Origin of the sequence: Xanthomonas bromi, from assembly GCF_900092025.1 — a bacterium.
Lineage (GTDB): Bacteria > Pseudomonadota > Gammaproteobacteria > Xanthomonadales > Xanthomonadaceae > Xanthomonas > Xanthomonas bromi.
The window spans coordinates 26,916-43,817 of sequence record NZ_FLTX01000037.1; the positions used below are offsets into that span (position 1 = coordinate 26,916).

Annotated in this window: 16 protein-coding genes; 8 read left to right on the forward strand and 8 right to left on the reverse strand. The window is 65.0% G+C overall.

The features are described from left to right. Positions 1–47: 47 nt before the first annotated feature. On the reverse strand, positions 48–608 hold the full coding sequence (locus XBLMG947_RS11910) for an adenine phosphoribosyltransferase (RefSeq protein WP_065468900.1): 561 nt from the start codon (positions 606–608) through the stop codon (positions 48–50). A gap of 94 nt (positions 609–702) precedes the next feature. Next, positions 703–2,259 carry a protein adenylyltransferase SelO gene (locus tag XBLMG947_RS11915; RefSeq protein ID WP_065468901.1) on the reverse strand — a complete coding sequence of 519 codons (1,557 nt, stop codon included), beginning with the start codon at positions 2,257–2,259 and terminating at the stop codon, positions 703–705. A 294-nt stretch (positions 2,260–2,553) separates the two neighbouring features. Here XBLMG947_RS11915 and XBLMG947_RS11920 point away from each other — a divergent pair, with 294 nt between their 5' ends. Beyond that, positions 2,554–3,429, forward strand: coding sequence for an alpha/beta hydrolase (locus XBLMG947_RS11920; protein WP_065468961.1), 876 nt, complete (start codon positions 2,554–2,556; stop codon positions 3,427–3,429). 171 nt (positions 3,430–3,600) lie between these two features. On the opposite strand, the gene XBLMG947_RS11925 is transcribed toward XBLMG947_RS11920, so the two are convergent. Continuing rightward, complete coding sequence (locus XBLMG947_RS11925; RefSeq protein ID WP_065468902.1) at positions 3,601–4,299, reverse strand: glutathione S-transferase; 699 nt, start codon at positions 4,297–4,299, stop codon at positions 3,601–3,603. 172 nt (positions 4,300–4,471) lie between these two features. Beyond that, on the reverse strand, positions 4,472–4,687 hold the full coding sequence (locus XBLMG947_RS11930) for a cold-shock protein (protein WP_005923176.1): 216 nt from the start codon (positions 4,685–4,687) through the stop codon (positions 4,472–4,474). 268 nt (positions 4,688–4,955) lie between these two features. On the opposite strand from XBLMG947_RS11930, the gene XBLMG947_RS11935 reads away from it, so the two are divergent. The 4 genes from XBLMG947_RS11935 (at position 4,956) to XBLMG947_RS11950 (ending at position 9,469) form a co-directional block, all read left to right on the forward strand. After that, the gene (locus XBLMG947_RS11935; RefSeq protein WP_065468903.1) at positions 4,956–5,441 is read left to right on the forward strand and encodes a YaiI/YqxD family protein; all 486 of its coding nucleotides are present in this window, start codon (positions 4,956–4,958) and stop codon (positions 5,439–5,441) included. Positions 5,442–5,497: 56 nt separating this feature from the next. Further along, positions 5,498–6,046: a YaeQ family protein gene (locus tag XBLMG947_RS11940; protein WP_017114650.1), complete on the forward strand. Its 549-nt coding sequence runs from the start codon at positions 5,498–5,500 to the stop codon at positions 6,044–6,046. Beyond that, positions 6,043–7,224 carry a BaiN/RdsA family NAD(P)/FAD-dependent oxidoreductase gene (locus XBLMG947_RS11945; RefSeq protein WP_065468904.1) on the forward strand — a complete coding sequence of 394 codons (1,182 nt, stop codon included), beginning with the start codon at positions 6,043–6,045 and terminating at the stop codon, positions 7,222–7,224. Before XBLMG947_RS11940 ends, XBLMG947_RS11945 begins: the two co-directional genes overlap by 4 nt. A 175-nt stretch (positions 7,225–7,399) precedes the next feature. After that, complete coding sequence (locus tag XBLMG947_RS11950; protein ID WP_065468905.1) at positions 7,400–9,469, forward strand: EAL domain-containing protein; 2,070 nt, start codon at positions 7,400–7,402, stop codon at positions 9,467–9,469. A 102-nt stretch (positions 9,470–9,571) separates the two neighbouring features. Here XBLMG947_RS11950 and htpX read toward each other — a convergent pair whose 3' ends face one another. After that, complete coding sequence (htpX, locus tag XBLMG947_RS11955) at positions 9,572–10,450, reverse strand: protease HtpX (protein ID WP_065468906.1); 879 nt, start codon at positions 10,448–10,450, stop codon at positions 9,572–9,574. Between the two features lie 97 nt (positions 10,451–10,547). On the opposite strand from htpX, the gene gluQRS reads away from it, so the two are divergent. The 3 genes from gluQRS to phaR all read left to right on the forward strand — a co-directional run bounded on the left by gluQRS (position 10,548) and on the right by phaR (position 13,012). Next, on the forward strand, positions 10,548–11,447 hold the full coding sequence (gene gluQRS / locus XBLMG947_RS11960; RefSeq protein WP_065468907.1) for a tRNA glutamyl-Q(34) synthetase GluQRS: 900 nt from the start codon (positions 10,548–10,550) through the stop codon (positions 11,445–11,447). Between the two features lie 89 nt (positions 11,448–11,536). Then, a complete protein-coding gene (gene phbB / locus XBLMG947_RS11965; protein WP_065468908.1) occupies positions 11,537–12,277 on the forward strand; it encodes a beta-ketoacyl-ACP reductase in 741 nt (246 codons plus the stop codon). Positions 12,278–12,436: 159 nt separating this feature from the next. Beyond that, complete coding sequence (gene phaR, locus XBLMG947_RS11970; RefSeq protein WP_065468909.1) at positions 12,437–13,012, forward strand: polyhydroxyalkanoate synthesis repressor PhaR; 576 nt, start codon at positions 12,437–12,439, stop codon at positions 13,010–13,012. 44 nt (positions 13,013–13,056) lie between these two features. On the opposite strand, the gene XBLMG947_RS11975 is transcribed toward phaR, so the two are convergent. The 3 genes from XBLMG947_RS11975 to mutL are packed head-to-tail and all read right to left on the reverse strand — an operon-like array spanning position 13,057 to position 16,877. Next, positions 13,057–14,031, reverse strand: coding sequence for a TraB/GumN family protein (locus tag XBLMG947_RS11975; RefSeq protein ID WP_065468910.1), 975 nt, complete (start codon positions 14,029–14,031; stop codon positions 13,057–13,059). Between the two features lie 33 nt (positions 14,032–14,064). Then, entirely contained in the window at positions 14,065–15,000 is a 936-nt protein-coding gene (locus tag XBLMG947_RS11980) for a DUF1684 domain-containing protein (RefSeq protein WP_065468911.1), read from the reverse strand. After that, entirely contained in the window at positions 15,000–16,877 is a 1,878-nt protein-coding gene (gene mutL, locus XBLMG947_RS11985) for a DNA mismatch repair endonuclease MutL (RefSeq protein WP_065468912.1), read from the reverse strand. The genes XBLMG947_RS11980 and mutL overlap by 1 nt, the downstream gene beginning before the upstream one ends. Between the last annotated feature and the right edge of the window lie 25 nt (positions 16,878–16,902).

Here is a 16,902-nt window from a genome sequence, read left to right on the forward strand (position 1 = left end):
GGATGCGCGCACATCCGCGCATCCAGGGTCGCCGCAGAACGCGCGAATCAGTAAGAAAGCGTCGCCAGCAACGGCACATCGTCGGCCCATTTCTGGCGACCCTGCAGCGCCTGCAACTCGACCAGCACCGCCGCGCCGACGACTTCAAGCTCAAGCTGTGCAGCCAGCCCCAGCGCCGCACGCAAGGTGCCGCCGGTCGCCAGCACATCGTCGACGATCAGCACGCGCGCGCCGCGCGGTAACGCGTCCTCGTGCATTTCGATGCGATCGGTGCCGTATTCCAATGCGTATTCCTGGATCAGCGTGCGCCCGGGCAACTTGCCCGGCTTGCGCACGGGTACGAAACCGGTCCGCAGTTCGCGCGCCAAGGCCGCGCCCAGAATGAAACCGCGCGCCTCGATGCCTAGCACCGCGTCCAGCGGCGTGGTCCGCCACGGCTGCGCCATTTCGTCCAGCGCCGAAGCGAAATCCGGACCATCGGACAGCAGCGGCGTAATGTCCTTGAACACGATGCCCGGCTTGGGGAAATCGACGATGTCGCGGATCCGTTCCGACCAATGGTTGGGTCCGGAAGAGCTGGTGCCGGTGCAGCGGCTGCAGTCAGTCATGAGGGCGGTGGCGTCTTAGCCGGTGGGGATGCACCTATTCTAGGCCGCGCACGCCGCTGCCGTTGGTTTTACGGCATACCTGCATCTGAGCGCCTCAGGAACTGCACGACAGCATCGAACACCCGGCGCGATCGCGTGCCCACTCCGGCCGCCGTGCAGCGAATGCATCGCGCCCGGGCTGATCGTCGTAAGGGCGGCGCATGACTTCCAGCAACTCCTGCACCCCGGACGGGTCGCCCTGCTCGGCCTGGTCGATCGCCTGCTGGGCCAGATAGTTGCGCAACACGTAGCGCGGATTGGCCAGGCGCATGCGCGCGCGGCGCTGTTCGGGCGACAGCGCGTCCTGCTGCAGACGCGCGGCGTAGCGCTGCAACCACGCCTGCAACTGCGGCGCATCCGCCGCGCGCTTGTCTTCATCGTAGAAAGCATCGCGCAGCTGCGCGGGGTCCGGATGCTCGGGCGACAGGTCGATCAGGCCTCGAAAGGTCAGGGTCATATCCATCTGCGCGTCGCGCATCCGTGCGCGCAGCGCATCGATCAGCTGCAGATCCTCGTCGTGGCACTCGGCCAACCCCAACTTGGCGGCGGCGTCGCGCCGGTCGCACGCCAGATAGGTCTCGCGGAAGCGATCCAGCCCCTGTTGCAGCGGCGCTTGGTCGGCGAACAACGGTGCTAGCGCCTGCGCAAGCCGGCCCAGGTTCCAATACGCCACCTGCGGCTGGGTGCCGAAGCGATAGCGCCGGCCCTGCGCATCGGTGGTGTTAGGCGTCCAGTCCGGGTCGTAATCGTCGACCCAGCCATACGGGCCGTAATCGATGGTCAACCCCATGATCGACATATTGTCGGTATTCATCACCCCATGCACGAACCCGACCCGCATCCAGTGCGCCACCATCACCGCGGTTCGCTCGCACACCTGTGCAAACCAGTCGGCGTAGAGCGCTTCGCCAGTACCGGCCAGCTCCGGAAAATCGCGCGCAATGGTGAAATCCACCCATTGCCGCAGCAAGGCGCTATCGCCACGTGCGCTGGGCAATTCGAAATTGCCGAAGCGGATGAACGAGGGCGCCACACGACACACGATCGCACCGGGCTCGCGTTGCGGGCGGCCGTCGTAGAACATGTCGCGCACCACCGCATCGCCGGTACCGACCAGACTCAAGGCGCGCGTGGTCGGCACGCCCAGATGATGCATGGCCTCGCTGCACAGGAATTCGCGGATCGACGAACGCAATACCGCACGCCCATCGGCACCGCGCGAATAAGGCGTCGGGCCGGCCCCCTTGAGCTGCAATTCGTAGCGCCCGCCATCGACACCAATCGCCTCGCCCAGCGAGATCGCCCGCCCGTCGCCGAGCTGCCCAGCCCAATGCCCGAATTGATGACCACCGTAATTCACCGCCCAAGGCTGCATGCCTGGGTACAGCGTATTGCCGCCGAACACCTGGGCGAACCGTGCACTGGCTATCTCGGCTGCATCAAGGCCCAGCACGTGGGCCATTTCTGCCGAATGCGCAATCAGGCAAGGAGCGGCGACCGGTGTCGGCAGCACTGCCGACCAGGCGGCAGTCACCTCGCGCCGGCGTGCCCCCTCTTCCGGGTCGCCGGGCAGCTGCTGGCGCAAGCGGTTGTCGAAGTGCAGTTGTGTCATGTCCGCAAGCCTAGGTCACCGGCGGTGAACCTGACATGGGTAACGCCGCATCCGGTGCTGCCTGCGCACCGTATCTTCACTCGACTGGCTTGCACCGAGCGGACTCGTCCTGCACATGCTTGCGACGTGCGATAGCCGCTAATAGCCGCTGGCCGCGGATCCGATGTAGACCAGACACCGGTGATGACGGAGACCGCAGTGCCGGGTCGCCACCGTCTCGGTCTGCGCTTGCCTGGCCTGTTGCGTTCGCAACTGCTACCAAACACCTTTCCCGCCCTCCTGCCGATATTGCCCATGCCCTCGCGCACCTCCCGCTGGTTCCGTCCTGCCATGCTGCTGCTCGGTTCGTTGACGATGACGGCCTGCAGCAGCGTCTTCTTTGGCGGCATCAACGCCACCTCCAGCCGGGCCGGTATCGTCGAGCATCGCGACCAGGTGTTCGATCCCGCACACGGCCTGGCACTGGATGTCTACCAACCGCGCGGGGCAGTCGACGCGCCGGTGGTGGTGTTCTTCTACGGCGGCACCTGGAAGCACGGTTCGCGCGCCAACTATCGCTGGGTTGGCCGCGCGCTTGCGCGCCAGGGCGTCGTGGCAATGGTGGCCGACTACCGCAAGTATCCGCAGGTCGGACTGCATGGCTTCATGTCTGACGCCGCAGGCGCCACCGCATGGGGCTACCGGCACGCGCACGCCTACGGTGGCAACCCCAACCGGCTGGCGGTAATGGGCCATTCGGCCGGTGCACACATGGCCGCGTTACTCGGCACCGATGCCCGCTGGCTGCAGGCACAAGGCCTCAAACCCCACCAGCTATGCGGCGTGGTGGGCCTGGCCGGACCTTACGATTTCATGCCGATGACCGACCCGGAATTGGTCGAGATCTTCGGCGACGCGCCGGCAGCGCAACGGCAATCCCAGCCGGTGCGCTACGTCGGTGGCGACGAACCGCCCATGGTGTTGCTGCACGGCGATGCCGACCGCGTGGTCGAACTACAGAACAGCATCTCGCTGCAGCGAGCGCTCAAACGCGAAGGCGGCTCCGCCGAGCTGAAGGTCTACCCGGGCATGGGCCATCTCGGCATCCTGCTGGCGCTACGCAAATCACCCGAGCACTCGCAGGTGCTGAGCGACACGCTGCAGTTCATACGTCAGTGTCGGGCGCCCTGAACATGGATACGCCTGACCTGGCTGGTCAACGATTACCTGCTGACAATGACTGAGAGAGTCGATGCCGACGAAGGTCTCGTTGGTCTAGGGATTGGGGAATGCATCGCCCAGTGGCGGTAGAACGCAATCCATTCCGCCCGCCCTGGCTTGCGCCCTACGACCCTGCGCAAATCACGTCGGCGACTTGCCTCCCATCAACTCGAACGGGCCACCTTTCTTCAGCGCGGCCTGATAGGCAGGACGGGCTTCGCTCCGTTGCAGAAACGCGCGCAGACGCGGGTACTTCTCCAGCCCGCCGCCGCGTGCAGCCGCGGCCTGTACCGGGAAGCTCATCTGGATGTCGGCAGCGGTAAAGCGTTCGCCAGCGAACCAGCTCCTGGATTGCAGCGACTGCTCCATCCAGTCCAGATGCAGCGAGAGCTGCGGACCAACGAAGCCGGACATCGCCTTGTCCACGATCGCACGCGCGATAGGTTTGGCGAAGAACGGCATCGGCGCGCTACGAATCCGACCGAAGATCAGTGTCATGAGCAACGGCGGCATCGCCGAGCCTTCGGCGTAATGCATCCAATAGCGGAACTGCAGGCGCTCGGGCGAATCCAGCGGCCGCGGCGACGGCGACAGCGCACACTCGGTGTCGTAGCGCTCGGTCAGATACTCCAGGATCGCCCCCGACTCGGCCACCACCAGATCGCCATCGACAAGCAACGGCGATTTGCCCAGCGGATGGATAGCACGCAGCGCTGGCGGCGCCAGCATGGTCTTGGGGTCGCGCTCATGGCGCACGATCCGGTACGGAAGCGCCAGTTCCTCCAGCAGCCACAGCACGCGCTGGGAACGGGAGTTATTGAGATGGTGAACAGTGATCATGAGATGGCTGCACGCGGAAAGTGCACATCCTACCGATCCACACGTCGTCGCTGTGCGCACGTAGCGCCTGGCGGACGCTTGACCAACGCTGCCCCACTTTTCTTGCAGGCAATAAAAAACGCCGGGCGCTTGCGCGACCGGCGTTTTTGGCAACCCTAGGGTTGCAGACGGATTAGACCGCCTGCACCTGGTCAGCCTGCATGCCCTTCTGGCCCTGCACGGCGACGAAGGTGACCTTCTGGCCTTCCTGCAGCGACTTGAAGCCGGTGCCCTGGATGGCACGGAAGTGCACGAACAGGTCCGGGCCGCTTTCCGGGGTGATGAAGCCGAAGCCCTTGGCATCGTTGAACCACTTCACGGTACCGCTCTGACGTGATGCATCTGACATTTTACTAACTCCTGAACTATAGATTGATAAATCGCAGCGTCCGAAAAGCCGGAACTGAGACTGAGTTGCAGGCGTTGGTAAAGCGGAACGATGAAGCGAGATCTGTAACGATCCGGCTGCACCAGGCCACGATTCACGGTGACCCTTGCAAACACAGTGCGTGCACAGTACTCGTGTTTTCGGCAAAAAGCGACACCTTGCGTCAAATCTTTTGCAGTCGGGCCAAATCCGACTGTCTGTCAGGCCCGTCCCGATCCACAATCGCCCCATGAATACGCTTCAAGCCCCCACACCAGCGCAGATCTGGGTCGATGCCGACGCCTGCCCCGCGGCGATCCGCGACATCCTGTTCCGCGCCGCCGCGCGCACAGGCATCGCCGTGACCCTGGTCGCCAACCACTCTCTCAGCACGCCCAGCCTGCCGCATGTGCGCGCATGGCAGGTGCCATGCGGCCCGGACGCAGCCGACGATGCGATCGCCGAACGAGTGACCGCAGGCGACCTGGTGGTGACTCAGGACATCCCGCTGGCTGCGCGCGCACTGGACGCCGGCGCCACAGCGATCGGACTGCGCGGCGAGGCGTTCACCGACAACACCATCAAGGAGCGCCTGTCGGTGCGCGGTTTCATGGAGGAGCTGCGCGGCGCCGGCATCGCGACCGGCGGGCCGCCGGCATTACATGCACGCGATCGCCAGGCCTTCGCCGCCCAGCTGGACCGCTGGCTGGCCGCGCAACCGCACGCACCGAGGTAACGCGCCGCAGCTGAAGCGGGCGCGTATCATGAGCGCCCTTTGCAACCGGCATCCTGATGGCCCTCACCGCCACCGTCCGCAGGGCGGAACTCCAGATCAGCGACATGGACCGCGGCTATTACGCCAACCATTCGCTGACCCTGGCCCAGCACCCTTCTGAGACCGACGAGCGCCTGATGGTGCGTCTGCTGGCGTTTGCGCTGTTCGCCGACGACCGTCTGGAATTCGGCCGCGGCCTCAGCAACGAAGACGAGCCCGACCTATGGCGCCGCGATTACACCGGCGATCCGGATCTGTGGATCGACCTCGGCCAGCCCGACGAGAGCCGTGTGCGCAAGGCCTGCAATCGCTCGCGAGAAGCGGTGGTGATCGGCTACGGCGGCCAGGCCACCGAAACCTGGTGGAAGAAGCACGCAAACGCCATGGGTCGGCACCGCAACCTGCGCGTGATCGAACTCGACTCGCAGGCTACCGAAGCGCTCGGCGCACTCATCCAGCGCGGCATGCGCTTTGACGTGATCATTCAGGACGGCGAAGTGCAGATGCTGGCCGACCACGGCAGCGTCACCCTGACCCCGATGGTGCGGCAAGCCCCTGCCGAATGAGCATGCGTTGCGAAGTGCTGGTCATCGGTGCCGGCGCCGCCGGGCTGATGAGCGCCTTCACTGCCGGGCGGCGCGGCCGCCAGGTGCTGGTGATCGACAATGCCAACAAGGTGGGCAAGAAGATCCTGATGTCCGGCGGCGGACGCTGCAATTTCACCAATACCGGCACCACGCCTGGCAATTTCATTTCGGCCAATCGGCATTTCTGCAAATCCGCGCTGGCGCGCTACAGCCCGGTGGATTTCGTGGAACTGGTCGAACGGCATGCCATCGCCTATCACGAGAAAGAACTGGGCCAGTTGTTCTGCGACGTCTCGTCCAAGCAGATCGTGCGCATGTTGCTGGACGAATGCGACGCGGCAGGCGTGCAGATCCGCACCCAGTGCGAGGTGCTGTCGGTCCAGCGTAGCAGCGATGGGTTCGAGGTCCGGACCAGCCAGGGACACGTACAGGCGCAGTCCTTGATCGTGGCAACCGGCGGGCTGTCGATACCGAGCATGGGCGCCAGCGGCTTCGGCTATGCGCTGGCCCAGCAATTCGGCCATACGCTGCTGCCGACGCGTGCGGGGCTGGTACCGCTGACCCTGAGCGGCAAGCATCAGGAGCGTCTGCAGGAATTGTCCGGGCTGGCATTGCCAGTCGAAGCGCACTGCAACGGGGTCAGCTTCCGCAATTTCATGCTGCTCACCCACCGCGGCGTCAGCGGCCCGGCGATCCTGCAGATTTCCTCGTACTGGCAGCCGGGCGACGACCTACGGCTGGACCTGTTACCTGGTCACGATGCAGCGGCGTGGCTGCGCGAACAAAAGCAGCAACGCGGCGCCACCGAGCTGCGCAACGTGCTGGCCGAGGTGCTGCCGAAGCGATTTGCGCAACGCCTGTGCGAGGTGTGGCTGCCAGACAAGCCGGTGCGTCAGCTGGATCCGCCGCAGCTGCTCGCTGCTGCCGAGCTGCTCGGAAGCTTTCCGTTGATCGCCAGCGGCACCGAGGGCTACCGGACTGCTGAAGTCACCTTGGGCGGGGTCGATACCAACCAGGTCTCCAGTGCGAGCATGGAGTCGCGCCTGGTGGCAGGCCTGTATTTTGTCGGCGAGGTACTGGATGTCACCGGCTGGCTGGGCGGTTACAACTTCCAGTGGGCGTGGGCATCCGGCCATGCAGCAGGAAGCGTGGCGTAACGCCGATGGCGAGACGACGCTGGTGGCTAGCGACTTAAGCCATGCGTGCGTACAGGCAAGGCATCTCCCACCCGTAAATTTTGCCCCACGTCTCACACTCCATGCGGCATGCTCCACACACGTGGACGTGCCAAACCCCCTTCGTGTATTAAAGCCCGTCTCCAGGGAGACTCGCATGCAAAAAGGCAAAGATCTCACCCTCCGCCTGATGATCGTCGACGACAGCGTGGAGAGTGCCGAGACCATCGTCACCGCGCTGCGCAACGGCGGGATTGCAGTGCGTCCTTCGCGGCCGCAAAACCAGGAAGAGCTGGCCGGCATGCTGTCGGGCCAGATCGATCTGGCCATCCTGGGTCAGGCGCAACAAATACCCATGAGCGCCTTGCAGACGCAAGTCGCCGGCAGCGGCAAGGACATTCCGATGATCTTGCTGGCCGAGCGGATCGAAGAGAATGCGCTGGTCGAGGCCGCTTCGCACGGCGTGCGTGCCATCGCATTGCGTCACCGCCCCGAACATTTGCTCGCGCTGGTGCGCTCGGAGTGGGACGACCTGCAGGCACGCCGCGGGTTGCGCCGTATCGAAGCGCAGATGCGCGAGACCGAGCGCCGCTGCGACGCACTCATCGCCTCATCGCGCGACCCGATCGCCTACGTGCATGAAGGCATGCACATCCGCGCCAATGACGCCTATCTGGAAATGTTCGGCTTCGAGTCGTTCGATGATGTCGAAGGTATCTCGCTGCTGGACCTGATCGCCGCGCAATACGTCGACGATTTCAAACAGCTGCTCAAGGCAATGTCCAAGGGCGAGCCGCCGCCCGCGCAATACAAGGTCGACGCGCGTCGGCTGGAAGGCGACACCTTCCCGGCCACGATGGAATTTGCCACCGCCACCTACGAAGGCGAGCCGTGCATTCAGGTGGTGTTCCGGCGTCGCGAGGAATTCGATCCGGAACTGGCGCGCGAGGTCGAGGACCTGCGCCAGCGCGACCAGGTCACCGGCCTGCTCAATCGTCCCACCTTCATGGTGGCGCTGGAACAGGCAGTGGCGCAGGCTGGCCGTAGCGAAGGCCAGTCCGGTTTCCTGCTGATCGAGCCGGATCACTACGCACGCATCCTGCCGGAATTCGGTCTGGATTCGGCCGATGCGCTGATTGCCGCGCTCGCCGCGCACGTGGCCAGCGTGCTCGACGACAGTGTGGTGGCCGCACGCTTCGGCGAACACAGTTTCGCGCTGCTGATGAACGGCAATTACGCGCGCACGCACGCACTGGCGGAAATCGTGCGCGACGCGTTCGCGCAGCATGTCTTCAGCGTCGGCACGCGCTCTGCCACGGTGACGGTCAGCATCGGCGGCGTACAGATCGGCGAAAAGATTGCCAGCATCGGTCAGGTGCTCAATCGCGGTACTGAAGCGGTACGTACCACCGCCGAGCTCGGTGGAAATGCGATCAGCATCTACGACCCGGCCGCATCCGACCGGGCGGAAGAAGAACGGATCGAACGCTGGGTCGAGCAATTGCGCCAGGCCCTGGTCGGCGATGGCTTTGTGCTGTATTACCAGCCAGCGCTCAATCTGCAGGGCGATCCGCTGGAGTTGTACCAGGCCTCCCTGCGTCTGGAGCGCAATGGCGAAATGATGTCGCCGAACGCCTTCATGGCCATTGCCGAAGAACACGATCTGATCACCGAGATCGACCGTTGGGTGGTGGCGCGCGCGATCCGGCATCTGGGCGAACGCCAGCGTGCCGGGCACAAGACGCACCTGCTGGTACGCATCGGGCCGAACTCGTTCTCCGACCCGCAGATGATCGACACCATCCGTGAACAATTGGCGGTCTACGGCGTGCCCGGTGAGCGGCTGTGGCTGCAGACGCCGGAATCGAAAGTATTCACGCATCTGCGCAACGCGCAGCAGTTCCTGGCATCGGTGTCGGCGATGGGCTGCAAGGTTGGGCTGGAACAGTTCGGCTCGGGTCTGGATTCGTTCCAGTTGCTGGCGCATTTCCAGCCCGCCTTCCTCAAACTGGATCGCGGCATCACCGGCGACATCGCCTCGGCCCGGGAAAGCCAGGATAAGATTCGCGAGATCACCTCGCGCGCGCAGCCGGCGGGCATCCTGACGGTGGCCGAATTCGTCGCCGATGCGCAATCGATGAGCAGCTTTTTCAGTGCCGGCGTGGACTACGTGCAAGGTGATTTCGTTGCGCCGACGGGGCCGTTGATGAATTACGAATTCGGCTGAAAACCGGCACCACCCCGCTCGTTCCACCACATCGCGCGCCAACAAAAAACCCGCATCTCGCGGGTTTTTTGTTGGCTGGCAGGCAGCGACAGCCTCGGCAACTTACATGGTAGTGCCGTTGGCGGCACGCAGCGCCGCGATACGCTCGGTCAGCGGCGGATGGCTCAGAAACAGGCGGCGTAGCCCCTCACCCACCCCGCCGGAGATGCCGAACGCCTGCACCTGCGAAGGCAAGGTGTTCTGGCCATGGTTGAGCGACAGACGCTCCAGCGCAGCGATCATCTTGCTGCGGCCGGCCAGCTGCGCGCCGCCGGCATCGGCGCGGAATTCGCGGTGCCGCGAGAACCACATGGCGATCATGGTCGCGAACATGCCGAACACCATCTCCAATGCGAACACGATGATGTAGTACGCAAAGCCACGCCCGCCTTCGCGGTTACCCGACACGGCGCTGTCGATGATGCCGCCGACCACGCGTGCGAGCACGATCACGAAGGTATTGAGCACGCCTTGCAACAGCGCCATGGTGACCATATCGCCGTTGGCGACGTGGGCGATCTCGTGGCCAAGCACCGCCTCGGCCTCATCCTGGTCCATGTTCTGCAGCAAGCCGGTGGACACCGCAACCAAGGCGTTGTTGCGGTTGGCGCCGGTCGCGAACGCATTGATCTCCGGGCCGTCGTACACCGCCACTTCCGGCATGCCGATGCCGGCGGCCTGGGCCTGACGGCGCACGGTCTCCAGCAACCAGCGCTCGATGGGCGTGCGCGGCTCGGTAATGACCTGCGCACCGGTGCTGCGCTTGGCCATGAACTTGGACAGCAGCAGGGAGATGAACGAGCCGCCGAAGCCGAAAATGGCGGCCATCACCAACAAACCACTCATTTGCGCAGGATTGACGCCCAGCACCGACATCACGATGCCGGCAAGCATCAGGACCGCAAGGTTGGTCAGCAGGAACAGGAAAATGCGGTTGAACATGGCGCGATGGCTCCACGGATGCGGGGTGAACTGTTGCGGATTTGCGGGTGCCGCGGCTTGAAATCAAGCGAGCACCTGACCGACGATTCAGCAGCCCATGCCATCGCCCTCCTATCTCGGGCGCTTCGCGCCCTCGCCTACCGGCCCCCTGCACTTCGGCTCCCTGCTGGCTGCGTTCGGCAGCTGGCTGCTGGCACGGCACGCCGGTGGACACTGGTGCGTACGCATCGAAGACATCGACCCGCCGCGTGCCGAACCTGGCGCCTCCGAACGGCAGCTGCGTACGCTGGCCGCGTTCGGGCTGCACTCGGACATGCCGGTAATCCGGCAGTCCGAGCGCGATGCGACCTACACCGCCGCCATCACCCACCTGCTGGAAACCGGCCACGCATTCGAGTGCAGTTGCAGCCGCGCCCACCTGGCTGGCATGGGCGGCGTCCACCACGGCTGCATCGCACCGTTGGGCAAGCGCCGTGCGGTGCGCCTACGGGTACCGCCGCAACCGGCGGTCGGCTTCGACGACGCGCTACAAGGCCGGGTGCTGCAGGATGTCTACGCCGATGTGGGCGATGTGGTGCTGCGCCGCGCCGATGGCTATTGGGCTTACCAACTGGCGGTGGTGGTGGACGATGCAGCGCAGGGCGTGACCGACGTGGTGCGCGGCGCCGACCTGCTCGACTCCACCCCGCGCCAAATCCTGCTGCAGCGCGCACTGGGCCTGCCGCAGCCACGCTACCTGCACCTGCCGCTGATACTGGATGGCGACGGCCGCAAACTGTCCAAATCGCACGATGCACCGCCGCTGGACGATACCGATCCACTGCCGGCCCTGCACGCCGCCTGGGCCGCGCTAGGCCAACGGCCGGCCGCGCTGCCACGGCATGCCGCGGTGGAGACGCTGCTGCAGCATGCCGTGCAGCATTTTTCGCCACACCGGCTGCCGCGCCGAGGCTCGCTGGACTTCGATAGGCGCGCATCCGGGCTCCAGCGTGACTAGAATTGCGCCCCAGCACCGGTGACCGGGCGCGGCAGCGTCGCCACGCGCCCGGATCGCCCTCAGCCTCACTTGTTTTGATTGGAGTCGTCATGACATCTCGCGTCGCATTGGTCACCGGCGGCACCGGCGGCATCGGTACCGCCATCTGCAAGCGCCTGGCTGACCAGGGCCACCGGGTCGCCAGCAATTTCCGCAATGAAGAAAAGGCACGCGACTGGCAGCAGCGCATGCAGGCACAGGGCTATGATTTCGCGTTGTTTCGCGGCGATGTAGCCTCATCCGAGCATGCGCGCGCCTTGGTGGAAGACGTCGAAGCGGCGCTGGGGCCGATCGAGGTGCTGGTCAACAACGCCGGCATCACCCGCGACACCACCTTCCACCGCATGACCGCCGAACAGTGGCACGACGTCATCAACACCAACCTCAATTCGGTGTTCAACGTCACCCGTCCGGTGATCGAGGGCATGCGCAAGCGCGGCTGGGGCCGGGTGATCCAGATCAGCTCCATCAACGGGCTCAAGGGCCAGTACGGCCAGGCCAATTACGCCGCTGCCAAGGCCGGCATGCACGGTTTCACCATTTCGTTGGCGCGCGAAAACGCCGCGTTCGGGGTCACCGTCAACACGGTCTCGCCCGGTTATGTGGCCACCGACATGGTGATGGCAGTCCCGGAGGAAGTGCGCGCCAAGATCGTGGCCGAGATCCCCACCGGGCGCCTGGGCCGCCCGGAGGAGATCGCCTACGCGGTGGCGTTCCTGGTCGCGGAAGAGGCTGCATGGATCACCGGCTCCAATCTGGACATCAACGGCGGCCATCACATGGGCTGGTAAGGTTTGCTGCAACTTTGCGGCGCAGCATGGATTCACGGCAAAAATCATGCTGCGCAACATTTTTAGTGTGTCCGCTTAAGCAAATAAGGCTATTTGGCTGTTGCAAGCACTGCTGCGGTGCGCCATCCTGCGCGCACTATCAGTGCGGGTGAACGTTCCATGGCCGGACTTCGCATCATCAAGAAGTATCCCAATCGCCGTCTCTACGACACGGAAATCTCTAGCTACATCACCATCGAAGATGTGCGCCAACTGATCATCGATGGCGAAGAATTCGAAGTGCGCGACGCCAAGAGCGGCGAAGATCTCAGCCGAGCGGTACTGCTGCAAATCATCGCCGACCGCGAACAGGACGGCGAGCCGATGCTCTCCACCCAGTTGCTGAGCCAGATCATCCGCTTCTATGGCGACTCGCTGCAGGGCTTCATGGGCAACTACCTGGAGCGCAGCATGCAGGTCTTCCTGGACCAGCAGCAGCAGTTCCGCCAGCAGATGGGCAACCTGCTCGGGCAGACCCCGTGGGCAATGATGAACCAGCTGACCGAGCGCAACCTGGAGTTGTGGCAGGAGTTCCAGCGCAACTTCGGCGCCGGCTTCGGTCGTCCGGGCGGCCCTGGCACGCCGCCGACTCCGCCGGGCGCCGGCAGCATGGGCAGCGGCCCGATGGGGACCGGCACGCACGGCTCAGCCGGCAATACTCACGGTACAACCGGCAAGCCACGCAATCGAGGCTGAGTCGAACGCTGCGCCAGGAGCATCACGCTCCTAGGCGCAGCCCATCAGCGGCCGGCCTGCGTTGCGCAGGCCGTGCAGATCCGCTCCACGTGGTAGCCGCGTGCGCGCAGACGCTCCACGACCCCGTCGTTCCCCAGCAAGTGCAGCGCACCGACCACCACCAGCGTGGTTCCACCGCCCTTGCCGAGCCGCTGTTCCAGACGCGGCACCCAACGCGCATTGCGCTCGACGTTGATGTCCTGATACAGCGCCGGATAGTGGCGGCGCATGTCTTCGGCCATCTGCGTAGAGAGCGTATGCACATCGCCGTTGCGCCAGGCCGCATGCAAGTGGCGTAGTTGGTCGGTGGCATCGGCCTCGTCCAGGGACTCTTCCAGCAACTGATGCTGCTCGGTCGGCGACATGCCATCGAGTAAAGCGATCTGTTCGGCGGCGCGCTCCAAGCCGTCGGCCGGCTTGCCGCGCGTCTGCGCCTGTTCCATCAGGTAATGGTCCAGCCCGGCGTTCGGGTCCATACCTTGCCGGGTCATCTCGGCCAGGCTGATCGTCAGCGCCACGAACCAGGGTTTGAGCGGCTGCAGGCTGTCCAGCGACATGCCGTACTTGCGCGCATAGGCACTCAGTGCCTGCCAGGTCTTCGCATCCAGGGTGGCCTGCAGCGTGTGCCCATCGGTGCGCCGCGCGGCCTGCAACATGCGGCTGGCCAGCTCAGGCGATTGCGCATCGTCAGGTGGCAACTCGAACAGCAAACGGTCGGCCTTGGCGAAGGCCTGCATCACATCCGGCGACAACGGGTAGTCGCTGGGCTTGAGCACATGGAACGAGCCCAGCAGATACAGCGTGCCGCCCTTGCCATCGACCTTCCACAACAGCGGCACCGGCGGGCCGGCCGGTGCATCGCTGGCACCGCGCGCCAGCACTGGCACGAGCGCCCCGCTCCACAAGGTCAGGCCGAGCAGCGCGCCGCTGCACCAGGCGGCGATACGTTGACGCGTCGAGGTAGCCGGTTGCTTTTTCATCGCGTTCCTCCGCGCATGTCAGTCTCACGCATGTCAGTGCGGCGCCTTGTAGGATTTCTCGCCCGCCGACACCGCCAGGTCGATGCGGTTTTCCGGCGGCGGCAATGGGCAGGTGGCAAACGGGGTGAACGCACAGGGCGGGTTGTAGGCGAGATTGAAATCGACCACCACGTGCCCGGAGGCGTCGGGCACGTCCAGATCCAGAAAGCGTCCGGCCGGATAGCTGCCGTGGCCGCTGGTGCGGTCGGCGAATACCACGAACATCGGCCGCCCCGGCTCGCCGATGGTTTCCAATCGATAGGTCTTGCCGTCGCGTTCGAACGCGATCGCGCCCGTGTTCGGCTGCTCGCTGCTGATACCGACGATATCCACGATCGGAATGGTCTTGTCGACAGGATTGGGCACATAGCGCGCGGCGATACGCCAGGAGGGATCCACCGGCCAGTAATCCAGACCCGCGAAGTGCGTGCGCGACGTCGCGTCGGCATGCTTGACGCGCAGCGCATAACGGTCGCCGCGATGGATCAGGCTGAGCACACCCTTGCCGTCGTCGAAATGGATGAGGGTGGGCTGCGGATCGCGGTCGGACTGGAAGCGGATCCTGCCGGTCAGCGGCTTGCCGTCGAGGGTCAGCGCCGCGCCACGCTCGGGCACGAACCAGACCGCGTTGTTCTCCGTGGCCACCATACCCATCTTCGGCGGGCCCACCGCCAGTTTGATGCCGCTGTCGGCACTGCTGCCGATGTAATGCGCCTTCAGCGACAGCCAGTGCAGGCCGACCAGGCTGGTCCAGCCGTCGGGCGCGCTCAGTTCTTTCAGGCGCGCTTGCCGCCAAGCGGCGGTGTCGGCCAGAAATGCCTTGTCGTGTGCCACCGGCGCGGCCGGCGGTGGTGCATCGCGCCCGCACCCGACCAACACTGCCACCACCAGCATGCCGAGCAGCCAGCGCTTTCCCCTGTGCACTGCCATCAACGTCCCCTGAGAAACCAACGATCGATATCGCTCAGCGTAAACCGCGCCCAGGTCGGTCGGCCATGATTGCATTGCCCCGAGCGCTCGGTGGTTTCCATGTCGCGCAGCAAGGCGTTCATTTCCGGCACGGTCAGGCGGCGATTCGCACGCACCGCGCCGTGACAGGCCATGGTGGAGAGGAGTTCGTCGCGTGCGCTGGCGATGCGGCGGCTTTGACCATGCTCGCGCAGATCGCCCAGCACGTCGCGCAGCAACGCCTCCGGTTCGGCATTGGCCAACAGCGCGGGAATGCTGCGCACGTGCAGCGATTGCGGGCCGGCGCGAGTGATCTCGAAACCGAGCGTGGCCAGCGTGTCGGCCTCGCGCTCGGCGGTGTCGGCTTCGCGCTCGCCGACCGCCAGCGTCATCGGCACCAGCAAGGGCTGTGCGTGCAGGCCGATGCTGTCGTGCGCATTTTTGAGCCGCTCATAGCCGATGCGCTCGTGCGCCGCGTGCATATCGACCACGATCAAACCCTCGGCGTTTTCGGCCAGGATGTAGATACCGTGCAACTGTGCGAGGGCATACCCGAGCGGCGGCACGCCGCTGTCTTCTGCGGTTGCCGGCAATCCGGTGCCGGCCATGGCCGGCATCCCCGCCGATGGCTGTGCGTTACTCGGCGGCGGCGCATACAGCGCGCTGTAGGCGGCGCGCGCTTCGTCCACGCGCAGGCCCAATGGCGTCTGCGAAGGCGTCCAGCTGGCGTAGCTGTACGCGCGATTGCTGACACCGGATGCGCTGCCATGGCTGGGAATGCCTCCGCCAGCGAGGCTGCCCATTCCGCCAGAGGTCGCACCCGTATCGCCCACGCCATCGCTGCCGATGCTATTGGGGGTCGCGCCGGCGCGGGTGTGGGCTAATGCATCCTGCAAGGTGCGATAGACGAAATCGTGGATCAGCCGCGCTTCGCGGAAACGCACCTCGTGTTTGGCCGGATGCACGTTGACGTCCACGCGTGCCGGGTCCAGCTCCAGAAACAGCACATAGGCCGGCTGACGGCCATGGAACAGCACATCGCCGTAGGCCATCTTCACCGCGTGCGCCACACTGCGGTCGCGTACCGAACGGCCGTTGACGTAGAGGTATTGCTGGTCGGTGCTGGCACGTGAGTAATGCGGCTGCGCGATCCAGCCATGCAAGCGCAGACCGGCGCCGCTGTGGTCGACGCGCAAGGCCTGGCGTGCGAAATCTTCGCCCAGGGTTTCGCCCAGCCGCGCATCCGAATACAGATCACCTGGCTTGTAGCGACGCGACGGCTTGCCGTTGTGCGAGACGCGCAATTCCACATCCGGCCGCGCCAGCGCCAACGAACGCAGCCACTCTTCGATATGGCCGAGTTCGGTGCGTTCGGCACGCAGGAACTTGCGCCGCGCCGGTACGTTGAAGAACAGCTCGCGCACTTCGACCGTGGTGCCCGGCGCATGCGCACGCGGCACCACCTCGCCCAGGCGGCCGCCATCGATTTCCAATGCGGAGCCGTGTTCGGCATCGTGCCGGCGCGAGGTCAGGGTGAAACGGCTGACCGAGGCGATCGAAGGCAACGCTTCGCCGCGGAATCCCAGCGTGGCGACGGTTTCCAGATCGTCCAGCGAGGCGATCTTGCTGGTGGCATGCCGCGACACCGCCAGCGGCAGCTCGTCCGGGGTGATGCCGCCGCCATTGTCGCGGATGCGGATCAGCCGCACGCCACCTTCTTCGAGTTCGATATCCACGCGCGTGGCGCCGGCATCGAGCGCATTTTCGACCAGTTCCTTGACCACCGATGCGGGCCGTTCGACGACCTCGCCGGCAGCGATCTGGTTGATCAGGATCTCGGGCAACTGACGGATCGCCATCAGCGCGCACTCCGGCGCAGGACGC

Bases quoted from the DNA above. Each gene is read 5' to 3' on its own strand.
- XBLMG947_RS11910 (WP_065468900.1), bottom strand. From the start codon at position 608: ATGACTGACTGCAGCCGCTGCACCGGCACCAGCTCTTCCGGACCCAAC.
- XBLMG947_RS11915 (WP_065468901.1), bottom strand. From the start codon at position 2,259: ATGACACAACTGCACTTCGACAACCGCTTGCGCCAGCAGCTGCCCGGC.
- XBLMG947_RS11920 (WP_065468961.1), top strand. From the start codon at position 2,554: ATGCCCTCGCGCACCTCCCGCTGGTTCCGTCCTGCCATGCTGCTGCTC.
- XBLMG947_RS11925 (WP_065468902.1), bottom strand. From the start codon at position 4,299: ATGATCACTGTTCACCATCTCAATAACTCCCGTTCCCAGCGCGTGCTG.
- XBLMG947_RS11930 (WP_005923176.1), bottom strand. From the start codon at position 4,687: ATGTCAGATGCATCACGTCAGAGCGGTACCGTGAAGTGGTTCAACGAT.
- XBLMG947_RS11935 (WP_065468903.1), top strand. From the start codon at position 4,956: ATGAATACGCTTCAAGCCCCCACACCAGCGCAGATCTGGGTCGATGCC.
- XBLMG947_RS11940 (WP_017114650.1), top strand. From the start codon at position 5,498: ATGGCCCTCACCGCCACCGTCCGCAGGGCGGAACTCCAGATCAGCGAC.
- XBLMG947_RS11945 (WP_065468904.1), top strand. From the start codon at position 6,043: ATGAGCATGCGTTGCGAAGTGCTGGTCATCGGTGCCGGCGCCGCCGGG.
- XBLMG947_RS11950 (WP_065468905.1), top strand. From the start codon at position 7,400: ATGCAAAAAGGCAAAGATCTCACCCTCCGCCTGATGATCGTCGACGAC.
- htpX (WP_065468906.1), bottom strand. From the start codon at position 10,450: ATGTTCAACCGCATTTTCCTGTTCCTGCTGACCAACCTTGCGGTCCTG.
- gluQRS (WP_065468907.1), top strand. From the start codon at position 10,548: ATGCCATCGCCCTCCTATCTCGGGCGCTTCGCGCCCTCGCCTACCGGC.
- phbB (WP_065468908.1), top strand. From the start codon at position 11,537: ATGACATCTCGCGTCGCATTGGTCACCGGCGGCACCGGCGGCATCGGT.
- phaR (WP_065468909.1), top strand. From the start codon at position 12,437: ATGGCCGGACTTCGCATCATCAAGAAGTATCCCAATCGCCGTCTCTAC.
- XBLMG947_RS11975 (WP_065468910.1), bottom strand. From the start codon at position 14,031: ATGAAAAAGCAACCGGCTACCTCGACGCGTCAACGTATCGCCGCCTGG.
- XBLMG947_RS11980 (WP_065468911.1), bottom strand. From the start codon at position 15,000: ATGGCAGTGCACAGGGGAAAGCGCTGGCTGCTCGGCATGCTGGTGGTG.
- mutL (WP_065468912.1), bottom strand. From the start codon at position 16,877: ATGGCGATCCGTCAGTTGCCCGAGATCCTGATCAACCAGATCGCTGCC.